This window comes from Streptomyces sp. NPDC058284 (genome assembly GCF_042881135.1).
Classification (GTDB): Bacteria; Actinomycetota; Actinomycetes; order Streptomycetales; family Streptomycetaceae; genus Streptomyces.
Genome location: NZ_JBHVYE010000010.1, coordinates 59,851 through 74,043 on the forward strand (window position 1 = coordinate 59,851; position 14,193 = coordinate 74,043).

The window sequence follows — 14,193 nt, forward strand, 5'->3', positions numbered from 1 at the left end:
GCCGTTCCAATCAGGCGAGCAGCCTTTCGGGGGTCACGAGTCGCGCCCGCTCGTACAGGGCGCGGGCGCGATGGTTCTTGAGGTACGGCCGGATGCGCCGGTACATCGTGTTCATGCGTGTGTCGCACTGCCCGGATTCCACGTGCGGGTAGATCTCCACGACCTTGCCCCATGTATCGCATGCCGCTTCGAGGTGGCCGAGTTCGAGTTGGCGCTCAGCCTGGATGGACAGGAAGCGGACGCGGTTGCGGCGGAAGGTGTGGTGCCGCAAGTTGTCCGACTCCTGTAGCGACTCGATCGACCCCTTCACGTCGCCGAGTTCATACCGGATCTGTCCGACGTGGTACAGGAGTGACGACGGGTTGTACGAGGCGAAAGTCGTGGCGCGGGACTCGGCTTTCTCCATGGCTGTCTCAGCTTCCCGCAGGTACAGCAGCGCGTTGTTTCGGTCGCCGATCTGCGCGGACGCATGGGCCTGTTGCCCGGCGAGGAAGGCGCGCATCCGGGGTCCCGCTTGCGGCGATGCTGCCGCGGCGGAGTCGGCGAGGCGCATGGCTGTCTGTCCGTGGCCTAGGTCGACCGCCTGAACGCTCATGCCCCGCAGAGTGGTGCAGTAGGTGAGGTGGTCCTTTGCGGCTCCGGCCAGTTCCAACGCCTTGAGGTAGTAGCCCTGCGCGAGGCCGTGCAAGCCCTCATCCACGGCCATGTAGCCCGTGAGGTAGCAAAGATCGGAAGCGGCGGATTTCATCGCGTCCCGTACGTGCTCGGGCCCGTCGGCCAGGAGTGCGGGCGCAACAGTGTTGACGAGGAACGCAGCGGCCATCGGGCGCGCGTAGCGACCACCGAACTCGTCGTCGAGGTCGGAGACGCGTTCCGTCATAGCGATGACCATTTCCACGTCGCTCATGCCGATGCGTTGGGTCTGGCCCATCGCGACCGCTTCGGCACGTCCGATCACGTCCGGCCATCCAGGGATGGTGAGCGCGACAGAGAACAGACTGGCCCCGAGAACGCTCCGTCGGGACGGGTCCATGTCTTGCCTCCCAAGCTCGATCAGCCCTTCCACCGTAAGCGGCAGTCGTTGCTCTTGATCGGCTGGAGCTGGGAAACCCGCCTCTGCGTGGGTCACGGGGCGGCGCAGGCGGCGCGCGAACGCCTCGACGACGAATCGGCGCACGGATGCGCTGCGGGGCGTCGTTCCGCCTAACCAGTGGTGGACCGCCGAGCCGTTGTACTTGAGCGGTGTCCCATCTTCCGCCCCGACCCGGTTCACGGCACGGGCGCACTGACTCAGGGTCCAGCCGCTTTCCGCGAACAGGCGTTGCAGGGGCTCATTCGGCATAGCTGCTCAACTCCCCGCGCCCGTAGGCGCTTTAAACGCTCTAAAGCCGCCGCTCAGTGCCAACGGTACCGCCGCGCGTAGTCGTGCGGTTGCGTAGAGGCAGGAGAGATCACCGCCGAGGTACAAGGAATCCGCATGGTCAGGGACGACGAAGCGACGCGGCTCAAATCCGGGGTCGGCGATGAGAGGCCCCCCGATCCAGAACGACAGCCGACCAAGGCAGATCGGCCTACGAGCGAGGCTCACTCGGACCTGTGGACCAAGGTCGAGACGGCCAACGCGCGAAGCTGCGGGGTGGTCTCGTGACGCACCGAACTTTGGGCTTCGTCCGCTGGACCATCCGGCCGGACCGGGACGTTGATGCGCCGCCCACGACGTACGCCTTCCGGTGTCTCGCAGAGGACGAGACCGGCAAGCCGTGCGGAGCGGAGTCCAAGGAGTCCGAGAACTTCGCTGTGGCGCGTGGGTGGACGTTCGAGCACATGCGAGAGCATCCCGGCCACACCAGCTACGCGGAGGCTCTCCAACGTCCATGGGTCATGTGGAGGGGCGGCCCCACGTGATTGCACTGCCCTCGGGGGTCTTACACCCCGACGTAACCGGCACACCTGCCCCGGCCAGGACCGACGACGGTAACCGGTGGATCACCGGATCTTGCTGGGGCTGGTGCGGAAGTAGCGAGGCCCGAGTCTTGTGGATGGACCCCGCGCAGACGACTGGGCACGTCATCGCTGATCTCTATTACTGCGGGCCGTGCGTCGATCGGCTGCACCACCGCATCGTGCTGAACGCGCGCGGAGCGGCCCCGCCGACACAGCAGTTGCCCGCTGATCGACTGCCGCAGCGCACCGGACCGCGCCACCGAGCCCGTCGGCGCCGTTGGGTGTAACCCCATAGCCCCGTCCTGGTCGTGTTGTCCCCACGGGCGACCAGGGCGGGCCCAGCAAGCCCCGTGATCTCCCCGCTACCGATCGGGTTGGCGAGGGCGACCGATCCCCCGACCGGTGGCGGGCTACCACTGCCCGATGCCAGACCGACAGAGGACGAGCCATGTGCGGTGACCGGCACACGGACACCCAAAGCAAGACCGATGCGCGCGAGCCCGCCCCCGCGGTGGAGCGGTGGGGCGTGCCCCGCCAAGGGGCAGTGCTGCCCCCACGGCAGCACTGCCACAGCTAAGCCCCCGTCCGGCCGCCTGCTTTGACAGTCGACAGCCGGACGGGCCAACTCCGCAGCAACCGCCGCGGGGTCTGCCTCAACCCTAGGAGAGCAACGCCATGAACGTTGACGACCTGTTCACCGGAGACCTGATCACCGGGGTTCCCGCGATGGACGCCGCACTGATGGACAAGATGCCCGGCGGCGGCGACAACAACGGCGATCACTGCTCCACCAAGTGATCCGTCCCTGATGTGCGGCGGGGTGAGGCTGACCGGGCCTCGCCCCGCCGTGCCCGTGAGAGAGGCAACCACGTGCTTTCGCTACGTCTCCGCCTGGCGGACCTTGAGACACCGAACTGGCAGTGGGAAAACGGCCGCTGGACCTGCGGGGAAAGCTGGATCGCCCCTGCGAACGTGTCGGCTCTCGTCGCCGTACTTAACAACGACGATCCACAGCGAGTGACCCTCACGGTGAGGGAGTTCAAGGGCGACGAGGCAGAATTCGCGGCGGTCGTGATCAAGCCTGGCGAGGTCTGGCTTTCAGCGGGCCTGTTCGGCACTGCTCCGCTGTATCTCGTGGCCCTCGGCGACGTGCTGCACGCGTCTTGGGACATCGCCGACTTGCATGAACACCTACGGCCCGACCGGCTCGTACCGCGCGCGGTAGCCCGAGCGCTGACCAGGCAGCACCGGTACACCGCCGACACCCTGTTTGAGGGAGTGCATCGACTCACTGAACGCGCCTCGGCCGTGTTCACCTCGTCGGGGCTCGCCATGATCTACCCGGAGCCCGCCGAGCATGTCTTGGAGCCCCGGCCCCTGCGCCGCGGAGTAGACCCGTTGGTCGTGTTCGACGCACTGCTGAACGAGGCCGTAGAGGAAGCCCCGGTGGCGACCGGGTGCGTAGGCGTCGAACTCTCAGGCGGAGCGGACTCGGGCAACGTCGCCCTGTCCGTAGGTGCCACCGGGTACGGCCATGCCTACAGCTTCGGCCTGCTCATGGCCGGAGCCATCGGAGCCCAACAGCGCGAGCGCCGACGGGCGCTGGTCGACCATCTCGGCTTCCGGGACACGGCCGTGCCCGCCATGCAGCATCCGCCGTTCGTACCGGGCGGGGTGCGCGCCCTCGGCACACCCCATGACCCCGCGGGGGCGTTCTACCAAGAGGCGTTCGATGTGGTGCGTCAACAAGCGGCAGCGCGTGGCTGCGAGGTCATCTTTACCGGGACCGGCGGGGACGAGATCAACGCCTGTCACTCAAGGACAGCGGCCAAACTCCCCGGACCTGAGCCGGTCCCCTGGCTCGCGAGGCAGGGAAGGGAAGCGGTCGCCGACGTGGACGGCAACCTAGCTCCGATCCCGGTTCTGCCCCTGCCGGCCCTCATGGCGAGCGGGCTTCACAATCCCGGATACCTGCGGGTCGGAGTCTGGCCCGTCAACCCGCTGGTGCATCCCCGCATCGTGCGGTTCATGGAACAGCTCCCCACGGAGCACAAGCGGGGTAAGGCCCTGTTCCGCGAGCGGCTACGACGGGCGGGCCTACCCGAGTCCGTCGCCTCGCCTGCGGAGCCCGAGAACTTCCTGGCGGTCATGGAAGCCGGGTTGCGTGTGTACGGACTCCCCATTCTGGATGGAATGTTGCGGGAATCCCTGCTCGTCGATCTCGGCTACGTTGACCCCAAGGCGCTCGCTCTGGCCCGAGAGCACGCCGAACGCGCGCCCACAGTGCCCGACCTGCTCTGCGACACACTCGCCCTGGAAATCGGGTTGCGGGCCCTCGCATGAGCAGCCCCGACGCGGAGGCCGAGCGCCATGGAAGCTACCAACGTCTTCTACCGGAACCCCGCCCTTTACGACGCCGTGCAGGCGGACAGCGGTACCGCGGAGACGTGCCAAGCGCTGATCGACCAGCACCGGCCGGACGCTGCCACGTTGGTCGACTTCGGATGTGGCACCGGGCGAGACCTGGAGATCCTTGCGAAGCGATTCGAGTGCGTCGGCGTGGATCTACAGGAACGCATGGTCGCGCACGCACGCCGAGCCCGCCCCGGCCTCGATATCCGGACCGGCGACATGCGCGCGTACCGGCTCGGCCGCCGCGTGGACGCTGTGACGTGCCTCGGCAACTCGCTGGCCTACGTGCACGGCAACAGCGCGGTACAGGACGTGTTCGCGACCTTCGCAGCGCACGCGCGCCCCGGCGCGGTCCTCGTGCTCTGCTCTCCCGTATCGCCGATCATCCAGGCCGAGCCCACGACCGCCACCGTCGAGACCCCGGACACACGAGCCACGGTCACCGTTCGGTACGAGTGGGATCTACGGACGCAGATCAACACCATGCACAGGCTGTGGACATTCGAGTCGGGCGACGAAGCGCGGGACGTGGTCAGGCGCCGGGTCCTGTTCCCCCGCGAGCTGGAGCACTACGCGGCAGGAGCAGGGTTCGAGGTGGTCGACATGGTGGACGAGTCCAGGAACGGAACGCTCACCGGGCCGACCGCGTACACCGTGGCGCGCTACCGGCCGTGACCGCTGCGAGCTATTCGCTGCTGTCGCCCTCGGCCTCGACGTGGCTCATTCACGCTCTGTGCATCGGCGCTGCCCCGCTGTACCGTCCCCGCTCATGAGGGGGATTTGGACGTATTGGGGCTACGTAGCGGCGGCGGCACTGGTCCTGGCCTGGGGCAGCGGGGCTGCCACTGCTGTGATCGTGGTCCTTTCGCTGGCGGTCGTTGCGTACGCGACATTTCAGCTGCCTGTGTGGTGCGGCGCAGTGAATCGCAACGGCTCTTACTGCCGACGCAACGCCTCGGGAATCTTGATGGGCTGCAATCTCCGCCAGCATCGGTGGCAGAAGATGAAGATGGTTGTTCTGAGGAGCAAGGCTGGAGATTTCTCAAGGGCAGTCTTCCCGTCCGCCAAAGAGAAGTTCGGGGCGTTCATCGCCGTTGGCGGACTCGCGTCCGCTGTCGCAGCCGTGATCGTGCCAGTGATGACCGGCTGAGGTTGGGCCCCTGCCCTACGTCTTGCCGTCGGGTGGCCCTCCCAGGTGAACCGCTTCCTAACGGCCCCGAATGCTTAGTCTTCCCGAGGGCACAGCCAGGGCACACGGCCCTAGAAGACCGCGGAAAACCTCGGCAACTACCGAGAGTGGTTTTCGCAGGTCAGGACGACTATTGCCGAGTCCGCGCAGGTCAGACAATCAAGCGGGAAGTTCGTGAACTACCGCTAGTACTGCCACCAGCACTGCCGCCGGCAATGGCGGTAGTCACTGTCGTACGACGACGGAGGGCGGGCGCCCCGTGCCGGGTGCCCGCCCTTGCTGCTGTCCCCGAGGCCGGGGAACGGCGTCTCAGCGCCGTGAGTGGCCGAACAGGATGCGGTAGGCGATGAGCAGGACGAGAGAGCCGCCGATGGCCGCCGCCCAGGTGGCGCCGTCGTAGAAGTGGTGGGCGACCGGGCGGTCGAGGTAGCGGGCGGAGCCCCAGCCGCCGACGAAGGCGCCCGCGATGCCGATGACGGTCGTGCCGATGAAGCCGCCCGGGTCGCGGCCGGGCAGCAGCAGTTTGGCGATGGCTCCGGCCAGCAGTCCCAGAACGATCCAGCTGATGATGCCCATGCGGTGACCTGCCCTTTCTCGCGCGGTGAGCTTGGTGCGCCGTTGCCCTGGAAGACGTCACTCCGCAGCGGTGCGGTTGCGGTGGTCCACGAGGTGCGGCACACGCCACAGCGGCCGTTGTTGCCGGAGAGGAGCCAGCCGCTTGTCCGGGGCGTCGATGAACCAGGCGTGCCGCGGCTCGCCGCCGTTCGGCTCGAAGAGCAGGACCTGGGCGCCGTCGGGAGAGGGCGAGCGCCTAGTGGCGCGCGGCGAACGGCTCGTCCGTGCGGACGATCTCGCGGCCGAGCGGCAGCAGGGAGACCGGGATCAGCTTGAAGTTGGCGATGCCCAGGGGGATTCCGATGATCGTGACGCACAGGAGGAAGCCCGTGACGATGTGGCCGATCGCCAGCCACCAGCCCGCGAGAATCAGCCACAGCACGTTGCCGAGGCAGGAGGGGGCGCCCGCGTCGCGGCGCTCAACCGTCGTGTAGCCGAAGGGCCACAGGGCATAGCGGCCGATGCGGAAGCTGGCCAGGCCGAATGGGATGCCGATGATCGTGACGCAGAGCAGCGCGCCCGCGACGAGGTAGGCGAGGAACATCCAGAAGCCACAGAGGACGAGCCATATGACGTTGAGGATTGTCTTCACCGGTGACGACCTGCCATCTGCTCGAGTCGGGCAATGCGCTCCGCCATCGGCGGGTGCGTGGAGAACATCTTGGACATGCCCTGCCCCGGGCGGAAGGGGTTGGCGATCATCATGTGACTCGCCGTCTCGAGACGGGGCTCGGGCGGCAGCGGCAACTGCTTTGTCCCTGCTTCGAGTTTACGCAGGGCGCTCGCGAGGGCCAGGGGGTCGCCGGTGAGCTGCGCGCCGGACGCGTCGGCCTCGTACTCCCTGGAGCGGCTGATCGCGAGCTGGATGATGGAGGCCGCGAGCGGGCCTAGCAGCATGATCAGGAGCATGCCGAAGATGCCGGGGCCTTCGTTGTCGTTCGAGCGGCCGACGGGGATCAGCCAGGCGAAGTTGACCAGGAACATGATCACGGAGGCCAGGGCGCCGGCGACCGAGGAGATCAGGATGTCGCGGTTGTAGACGTGGCTGAGCTCGTGGCCGATGACACCGCGCAGTTCGCGTTCGTCGAGGAGGCGCAGGATGCCGTCGGTGCAGCACACCGCCGCGTTGCGCGGGTTGCGGCCCGTCGCGAACGCGTTCGGCGCCTCGGTGGGCGAGATGTACAGGCGCGGCATGGGCTGGCGGGCCTGGGTGGAGAGCTCGCGGACCATGCGGTACAGCTCGGGGGCCTCGAACTCGCTCACCGGGCGGGCGCGCATGGCGCGCAGGGCGAGCTTGTCGCTGTTCCAGTACGCGTACGCGTTGGTGCCGAGCGCCACGAAGAGCGCGACGACCAGCCCCGTACGCCCGAAGAAACTGCCGATGACGAGGATGAGCGCGGACAGTACCCCGAGGAGTACGGCGGTCTTCAGCCCGTTGTGCCGGCGGTGCACGGTACGCCCTCCTGGTGGTGCGTGGGGGAACCCTCTGCTGACTGGTGCTTCCACTGTTCAGTGGACCCTCCCGTACTGGTCAACGCCAGGCGGGGAGCACTAGTTCCCTTGTGCACGTACGAGCGATGTAGGCCGCGCGGGTGACGGCGGCCGGGCGCCGCGTCAGAACAGGCCGGTGTCCGAGAAGCGCAGGATCAGCTGGGGCGCTCCGGAGAGTGCGATGCCGAGGACCGCCGTCAGCGCGATGGCCGCGGTGAGCGGGGCCGGGACGCGGTGCTTGACGGGCTCGCCCTCGGGGGCGTGGAACAGGAGTGCGGTCCACCGCAGGTAGTAGTAGAGCGCGATCACGACGTTCACGGCCATCACCACTGCGAGCCAGCCGAGGCCCGCGTCGACCGCGGCCGAGAAGACCGTGACCTTCGCGAAGAGGCCGATGATGCCGGGCGGCAGGCCCGCGAGGCAGAGCAGGAAGAAGCCGAGGACGAGTGCGGCCAGCGGGCTGCGCGCGTACAGGCCGCGGTAGTCGCTGACGCGGTTCAGACGCCGGGTGCGGCCGACGAGTGCGGCCACGGCGAAGGCGCCCAGGTTCACGGCGGCGTACATCAGGGCGTACGCGACGGTGGAGCCGACGGCCTTCTCTGCGGCGGCCTCGTTGTCGGCGTAGCCGGCCGCGGCGATCGGCACCAGGAGGTAGCCGGCCTGGCCGACGGAGGACCAGGCGAGCAGGCGGACCGCGCTGTACGCGCGCGTGGTCTGCTGCCGCAGGGCCGCGACGTTGCCCGCGGTCATGGTGAGGGCGGCGAGGACGGCGAGGGCCGGGCCCCAGACGTCCGCGTACGAGGGGAAGGCGACGACGGTGACGAGGATGAGGCCGGAGAAGCCGACGGCCTTGCCGACGACGGAGAGGTAGGCGGCGACGGGCAGGGGCGCGCCCACGTAGGTGTCGGGTACCCAGAAGTGGAAGGGGACGGCCGCCACTTTGAAGGCGAAGCCGACGAGGGTGAGGGCGACGCCGGTCTGGGCCAGGGTGTGCAGTTGTCCGTCGACGTCCTGGAGCTTGGTGGCGACCTCGGTGAGGTGCAGGGTGCCGGTCGACGCGTACACGAAGCTGACACCCATGAGGCTCACGGCGGTCGCGGTGACCGAGGAGAGGAAGAACTTCAGGGCCGCTTCGGAGGAGCGTTTGTCGCCGCGTCGCAGGCCGACGAGCGCGAACGCCGGCAGGGAGGCCACTTCCAGGGCGACGATGAGGGTCGCGAGGTCGCGCGAGGCGGGCAGCAGGGCGGCGCCCGCCGCGGAGGAGAGCAGCAGGAACCAGTACTCCCCCGCGGGCAGTTCGTCCCCGGAGTCCTTGAGCGTGCTCATGGAGAGCAGCGCGGCGAGCAGGGCGCCGCCGAGGACGAGGAGCTGGATGACGAGGGTGAAGCGGTCGGCGGTGTAGCTGCACGCGTGCGTGGCGCCACCGGTCAGGCAGAAGGTCGAGCGGTCGTCGTCCAGGAGGGGCAGCAGGGACAGCGCGGCAACGGCCAGGCCCGCCACGGAGATCCAGCCGAGGAGCGCCTTCTTGCGGGTTCCCACGAAGAGGTCGGCGACGAGCACGACGAGGCCGACGACCGCCGCGACGGTCGGCGGTGCGATCGCGAGCCAGTCGACGGACTGGACCAGGTTTGCCGCGCTTGCGGCGCTCTCGGCGGCCACGGTCACGACTTGCCTCCAGTGAGGAGCTTCTGCACGGCCGGGTCGGTCAGGCCGAGGAGAGCCGCGGGCCAGAGTCCGGCGAGGACGGTGAGGGCGACGAGCGGGGTCCAGGCGGCGAACTCGTAGCCGTGGACGTCGGCGAGTGCGGTGGGGCCGGGTGCGTCGGCGAGCTTGGCGGGGGTGGGACCGCCGGTGACCGGCTCGGGGGTGGGCCCGTCGGCGGGTGGCCCGGAGGTGGATCCGTCGGTCGCGGGCGCGGCGCTCGTCAGCTCGGCACTCGCGGGCGCGGCGCTCGTCAGCTCGGCACTCGCGGGCGCGGCGCTCGTCAGCCCGGCACTCGCGGGCGCGGCGCTCGTCAGCTCGGCACTCGCGGGCGCGGCGCTCGTCGGTCCGGCACTCGCGGGCGCGTCGGTCGCGGCCCGCGGCACCGGTCCCATGCAGACCCGGCGTACGACGATGAGCATGTACGCGGCAGTGAGCAGGGTGCCGAACGCGGCGATCGCCATGAAGGTGCGGAAGGCGGGGCGGCTCAGGCCGTCGGCGGGGTCGAACGCGCCGAACAGCGCGAGCATCTCGCCCCAGAATCCGGCCAGTCCCGGCAGGCCGAGCGAGGCGACGGCGCCGAACGCGAGGAGCCCGCCGAGGCGCGGTGCCCTGCCGTAGAGCGCCGCGCCGGACTCCTGGGCGAGGGAGTCGAGGTCGGTCGTGCCTGTGCGGTCCTTCACCGCGCCGACCAGGAAGAACAGCAGGCCGGTGATGAGGCCGTGGGCGATGTTGGCGAAGAGCGCGCCGTTCACGCCGGTCGGGCTCATCGTCGAGATGCCGAGCAGGACGAAGCCCATGTGGCCGACGGAGGAGTACGCGATGAGGCGCTTGAGGTCGCCCTTCGCGCCCTGCTTGGCGAGCGCGAGGCAGGCCAGGGATCCGTAGATGATGCCGACGGCCGCGAAGGCGGCGAGGTAGGGCGCGAACTCCCGCATTCCGTCGGGGGCGATGGGCAGGACGATGCGGACGAACCCGTACGTACCCATCTTCAGCAGGACGCCGGCCAGCAGGACGGAGCCGACGGTCGGCGCGGCGGTGTGGGCGTCCGGCAGCCAGCTGTGCAGCGGCCACATCGGCGTCTTGACCGCGAGCCCGATCCCGATCGCCAGAACCGCGATGACCTGCACGGATGTGGCCAGGCCCCGGCCGTTGTCAGTGGCGAGTGCCACCATGTCGAATGTGCCGGACTTGAGTCCGATCAGAAGGAGGCCGAGCAGCATCACGACGGAGCCGAGCAGCGTGTAGAGGATGAACTTCCAGGCAGCTTGGGTGCGTTGCGCACCGCCCCAGCGGGCGATGAGGAAGTACATCGGGATGAGCACCATCTCGAACGCCAGGAAGAACAGCAGCAGATCGAGGACGGCGAAGGTCGCGAGGGTGCCGGACTCGAGCATGAGGGTCAGGGCGACGAATGCCTTGGGGGACGGCCCGGTCGCCCGCGGCGTCGGCCGCTCGTGCTGCTGCTTGAAGTAGGAGTAGAGGGCGCAGAGGAACGTCAGCAGCGCGGTCAGGACCAGAAGGGGGAGCGAGATGCCGTCGATGCCGAGATGGATGCGCACGTCGAGTGCGGGGATCCAGCTGATATCGGTCGTGGCCTGCATCTTCGACGGCTGGTCGTGGTCGAAGCCGAGCGCGAGGACGATCGCGGCGAGCAGGATCGCCCCGGTCACGACCACCCCGTGCCGCAGTACGGCTTGGTCGGGCGATTTTCCCTTCAGCCCGGGCGGGGCCGGAAGCAGGGCCGCCACGGCGCCGATGAGCGGGCCGACGACGATCAACGCCAGAAGAAACTGCATCACGGACTCACTGATACCGATCACGGCTGCTCACGCTCCGGCGGTGGCGACGAGGACGGCGGCGACGGCCAGGACGACCGTGCCTGCCAGCAGCGCGCTCAGGTAGGTCTGGACATTGCCGGTCTGCGCACGGCGGACGGCCGCGCCGAGCCAGCGGGGAACGGCGCCCGCGCCGCGCACGTACGTCTCCACGACCTCGCGGTCCAGGAAGCGGACGAGGGTCGCGGCGGCCCGGACGGGGCGTACGAACAGGGCTGCGTAGACGGCGTCGAGGCGGAAGCCGACGGCGGCGTGCCGGTGCAGCGGTCCCAGGAGCAGGCGGCCGGGGTCGGCCGGGTCGCGGGCCGACGCGACGTCTCCGTACGCGGGGGCGTGGGTGGCGATGGCCTCCGCCTCGACCAGGCCGCCGTCGCCATCCGGGTCCGCGGCGACCGCGCCCATCGGGACCTTGGCGGCGAGCGCCGTGGTGTGGCGCCACGCGCCGTAGGTGACCAGGACACCGACGAGCGCGAGGCCCGTGCCGAGGACGGAGGTGGTGAGCGTGGGGGCGAGCGAGTGGCCGTCGAACCAGTCCGGCAGGACGCCGACGGCGAGACCGAAGGCGAGGGAGGGGACGGCGAGCACCCACAGCACGGCGGTCATGGTGACGGGCTGCCTGCCGTGGTCGGGCGCCTCGGGGCCTCGGCCGTTGAAGGCGAGCAGCCACAGGCGCGTCGCGTAGGCGGCGGTGAGGAGGGCGGTGAGCAGACCGGCGACGAGGACGATCCAGCCCGCCGCGGTGGGCACGGACCCGGCGTGGCCCGTGGCGGTGTGTTCGGCGGCGCCGAGCACCGCCTCCTTCGAGAAGAAGCCGCTGAAGGGCGGGATCGCGGCGAGCGCGAGGAGCGCCACGGTCATCGTCCAGTACGCGTCGGGGACGCGGTCGCGCAGGCCCTTCATACGGGACATGGCGGCGAGCGAGTTGGTGCCGGCGGCGTGGATGAGCACGCCCGCCGTGAGGAAGAGCAGCGCCTTGAAGGCGCCGTGCGAGAGGAGGTGGAAGACGGCGGCACCGCGGTCGCCGACGGCGAGGGCGCCGGTCATGTAGCCGAGCTGACCGATCGTCGAGTACGCGAGGACGCGCTTGATGTCGTCCTGGGCGAGCGCGGCGAGGGCCGAACCGGCCATCGTGACGGCGGCCATGACGGCGAGGACGACCAGGGCTGCCGCGGAGGCGGCGAAGACGGGAAGGAGCCGGGCCACGAAGTAGACACCGGCGGCGACCATCGTCGCGGCGTGGATCAGCGCGGAGACGGGCGTGGGGCCTGCCATCGCGTCGGGCAGCCAGGTGTGCAGCGGGAACTGCGCGGACTTGCCCGCCACCCCGGCGAGCAGCAGCAGGGCGATGAGCGTCGGATGGTCGAGGCCGCCGTCGGCGACGCTCGCGAGGATCGTCGTGACGCGGAAGGAGCCGGTGTCGGCGGCGAGGGCGAACAGGCCGATCAGGAAGGGGACGTCGCCGAGCTTGGTGACGAGGAAGGCCTTCAGGGAGGCGGCGCGCGCCTCGGGGGTCTCCCAGTAGTGGCCGACCAGGAAGTACGAGCAGATGCCCATGATCTCCCAGCCGACCAGGAGCACCATCAGGTCGCCGGAGTAGACGACGAGCAGCATCGCGGAGGTGAAGAGGGAGACGAGAGCGGCGTACGAGGGGTAGCGCGGGTCCTCGCGGAGGTAGCCCGTCGAGTAGATCTGCACGCAGGACGCGACGACGCCCACCAGGACGGCGACGAGGGCGGCGAAGCCGTCGATGTGCAGGGCGAGTTCGATGGGGACAGAGCCGGTGGGGGTGAGCTCGGTGGCCGCGTCGAGGGAGGCCTGGCCGCCGCCGGTGCCGCCGCCCTGGCGGACGGCCACGAGGACGGCGAGCAGCAGGGCCGTCAGCGTGGGCAGCACCGCGAGGGGACGTACGAAACCGGGGACCCGGCGGCCGAGCAGCAGGCCGGCGGCGGCGCCGAGGAACGGGAGGAGGGGGACGAGGACGGCGAGGGTGGTCGTGGTCACGCGGTGGCCTCAGCCTTCTGCGTCGGCGTCTGCGTCGGCTTCTGTGCCCGGCCGGGCTCTTCGGCGGCCGCGCCCTCGGGGTCGTCGTCATCGCCGTCGGGGTCGTCCGGGCCCTCGGCGGTGTCGCGGAGGTCGTCGACGGCGGAGCTGCCGCGGTTGCGGTAGACGGCCAGGACGATCGCGAGGCCGATGCCGATCTCGGCGGCGGCGATGGCGATGGTGAAGAGGGTCAGGGCCTGCCCTGCGTGGAGGGAGTCGCGGAGCCAGACGTCGAAGGCGACCAGGTTGAGGTTGACGGCGTTGAGCATCAGCTCGACGGACATCAGGACGAGGATCGCGTTGCGCCGGGCGAGCACGCCGTACAGGCCGACGCAGAAGAGGAGGGCGGCGAGGACGGCGGGGTAGGCGAGGTGGAGGTGCATCAGCTGTTCTCCTCCCGGTCCTGGGCGGCGGCGTTCTTGCGGGACAGGACGATGGCGCCGACGAGGGCGGCGAGGAGGAGGACGGAGAGCGCCTCGAAGGGGAGCACCCAGTTCCGGAAGAGCATCGATCCGGTCACGTCGGTGGAGCCCTGGGCGGCGCCGTCCAGGTCGATCACCGTGGTGCGGAACGCGTCCACGACGACCCAGACCAGGGCCGCGGCAGCGACGAGGGCCACCGCGAAGGCGACCGGGCGGTTGCCCGAATCGGCGTCCGGGGAGCGGCCGATGGGCGCCCTGGTGAGCATCAGTCCGAAGAGGAGGAGGACGACCACGGAACCGACGTAGATGAGGACCTGCACCCAGGCGATGAACTCGGCCCGCAGCAACAGGTACTCGACGGCGAGCCCGCCGAGCGCCACGACCAGCCACAGGGCGGCGTGCACCAGCTGCTTCGTGGTGACCGTGATGACCGCCGCGCCGAGCGTGACGAGTCCGACGAGGAGGAACGCGATCTCGACGCCGGTCGGGGAGAGGAAGCCTGGTGCGTCGGCGGCGAGGCTCACCGTGCTCACCATCTCGT

13 protein-coding genes are annotated in these 14,193 nt (G+C 69.6%); 4 read left to right on the top strand and 9 right to left on the bottom strand.

Annotated features, from left to right (window positions below; genetic code table 11):
- Window positions 1–10 precede the first annotated feature (10 nt).
- The gene (locus tag ACFVYR_RS16330) at window positions 11–1,342 is read right to left on the bottom strand and encodes a tol-pal system YbgF family protein (RefSeq protein WP_384250514.1); all 1,332 of its coding nucleotides are present in this window, start codon (window positions 1,340–1,342) and stop codon (window positions 11–13) included.
- A gap of 1,277 nt (window positions 1,343–2,619) precedes the next feature.
- Between ACFVYR_RS16330 and ACFVYR_RS16335 the strand changes: the two genes are divergently transcribed.
- The 4 genes from ACFVYR_RS16335 to ACFVYR_RS16350 all read left to right on the top strand — a co-directional run bounded on the left by ACFVYR_RS16335 (window position 2,620) and on the right by ACFVYR_RS16350 (window position 5,506).
- Window positions 2,620–2,742: a hypothetical protein gene (locus ACFVYR_RS16335; protein ID WP_365824858.1), complete on the top strand. Its 123-nt coding sequence runs from the start codon at window positions 2,620–2,622 to the stop codon at window positions 2,740–2,742.
- A gap of 72 nt (window positions 2,743–2,814) precedes the next feature.
- Complete coding sequence (locus ACFVYR_RS16340) at window positions 2,815–4,287, top strand: asparagine synthase-related protein (protein WP_384250516.1); 1,473 nt, start codon at window positions 2,815–2,817, stop codon at window positions 4,285–4,287.
- 27 nt (window positions 4,288–4,314) lie between these two features.
- Complete coding sequence (locus ACFVYR_RS16345) at window positions 4,315–5,031, top strand: class I SAM-dependent methyltransferase (protein WP_384250518.1); 717 nt, start codon at window positions 4,315–4,317, stop codon at window positions 5,029–5,031.
- Window positions 5,032–5,125: 94 nt separating this feature from the next.
- Window positions 5,126–5,506 carry a hypothetical protein gene (locus ACFVYR_RS16350; protein ID WP_384250520.1) on the top strand — a complete coding sequence of 127 codons (381 nt, stop codon included), beginning with the start codon at window positions 5,126–5,128 and terminating at the stop codon, window positions 5,504–5,506.
- Between the two features lie 348 nt (window positions 5,507–5,854).
- On the opposite strand, the gene ACFVYR_RS16355 is transcribed toward ACFVYR_RS16350, so the two are convergent.
- The 8 genes from ACFVYR_RS16355 to ACFVYR_RS16390 all read right to left on the bottom strand — a co-directional run bounded on the left by ACFVYR_RS16355 (window position 5,855) and on the right by ACFVYR_RS16390 (window position 14,188).
- Window positions 5,855–6,121 carry a GlsB/YeaQ/YmgE family stress response membrane protein gene (locus tag ACFVYR_RS16355; RefSeq protein WP_384250522.1) on the bottom strand — a complete coding sequence of 89 codons (267 nt, stop codon included), beginning with the start codon at window positions 6,119–6,121 and terminating at the stop codon, window positions 5,855–5,857.
- Between the two features lie 235 nt (window positions 6,122–6,356).
- The gene (locus tag ACFVYR_RS16360) at window positions 6,357–6,752 is read right to left on the bottom strand and encodes a YccF domain-containing protein (protein WP_384250524.1); all 396 of its coding nucleotides are present in this window, start codon (window positions 6,750–6,752) and stop codon (window positions 6,357–6,359) included.
- Complete coding sequence (gene htpX / locus ACFVYR_RS16365) at window positions 6,749–7,612, bottom strand: zinc metalloprotease HtpX (protein ID WP_384250526.1); 864 nt, start codon at window positions 7,610–7,612, stop codon at window positions 6,749–6,751. The genes ACFVYR_RS16360 and htpX overlap by 4 nt, the downstream gene beginning before the upstream one ends.
- Window positions 7,613–7,774: 162 nt before the next feature.
- Complete coding sequence (locus ACFVYR_RS16370) at window positions 7,775–9,310, bottom strand: NADH-quinone oxidoreductase subunit N (protein WP_384250757.1); 1,536 nt, start codon at window positions 9,308–9,310, stop codon at window positions 7,775–7,777.
- Between the two features lie 2 nt (window positions 9,311–9,312).
- Window positions 9,313–11,151 carry an NADH-quinone oxidoreductase subunit M gene (locus tag ACFVYR_RS16375; protein ID WP_384250528.1) on the bottom strand — a complete coding sequence of 613 codons (1,839 nt, stop codon included), beginning with the start codon at window positions 11,149–11,151 and terminating at the stop codon, window positions 9,313–9,315.
- Window positions 11,152–11,181: 30 nt separating this feature from the next.
- Window positions 11,182–13,191, bottom strand: a complete 2,010-nt coding sequence (locus tag ACFVYR_RS16380) for an NADH-quinone oxidoreductase subunit L (protein ID WP_384250530.1) — start codon at window positions 13,189–13,191, stop codon at window positions 11,182–11,184.
- Window positions 13,188–13,613: an NADH-quinone oxidoreductase subunit NuoK gene (gene nuoK, locus ACFVYR_RS16385; protein ID WP_384250533.1), complete on the bottom strand. Its 426-nt coding sequence runs from the start codon at window positions 13,611–13,613 to the stop codon at window positions 13,188–13,190. The genes ACFVYR_RS16380 and nuoK overlap by 4 nt, the downstream gene beginning before the upstream one ends.
- On the bottom strand, window positions 13,613–14,188 hold the full coding sequence (locus tag ACFVYR_RS16390; protein ID WP_384250759.1) for an NADH-quinone oxidoreductase subunit J: 576 nt from the start codon (window positions 14,186–14,188) through the stop codon (window positions 13,613–13,615). The genes nuoK and ACFVYR_RS16390 overlap by 1 nt, the downstream gene beginning before the upstream one ends.
- Window positions 14,189–14,193 lie beyond the last annotated feature (5 nt).

Bases quoted from the DNA above. Each gene is read 5' to 3' on its own strand.
- ACFVYR_RS16345 (WP_384250518.1), top strand. From the start codon at position 4,315: ATGGAAGCTACCAACGTCTTCTACCGGAACCCCGCCCTTTACGACGCC.
- ACFVYR_RS16330 (WP_384250514.1), bottom strand. From the start codon at position 1,342: ATGCCGAATGAGCCCCTGCAACGCCTGTTCGCGGAAAGCGGCTGGACC.
- ACFVYR_RS16350 (WP_384250520.1), top strand. From the start codon at position 5,126: ATGAGGGGGATTTGGACGTATTGGGGCTACGTAGCGGCGGCGGCACTG.
- ACFVYR_RS16355 (WP_384250522.1), bottom strand. From the start codon at position 6,121: ATGGGCATCATCAGCTGGATCGTTCTGGGACTGCTGGCCGGAGCCATC.
- ACFVYR_RS16335 (WP_365824858.1), top strand. From the start codon at position 2,620: ATGAACGTTGACGACCTGTTCACCGGAGACCTGATCACCGGGGTTCCC.
- nuoK (WP_384250533.1), bottom strand. From the start codon at position 13,613: ATGCACCTCCACCTCGCCTACCCCGCCGTCCTCGCCGCCCTCCTCTTC.
- ACFVYR_RS16375 (WP_384250528.1), bottom strand. From the start codon at position 11,151: ATGCAGTTTCTTCTGGCGTTGATCGTCGTCGGCCCGCTCATCGGCGCC.
- ACFVYR_RS16390 (WP_384250759.1), bottom strand. From the start codon at position 14,188: ATGGTGAGCACGGTGAGCCTCGCCGCCGACGCACCAGGCTTCCTCTCC.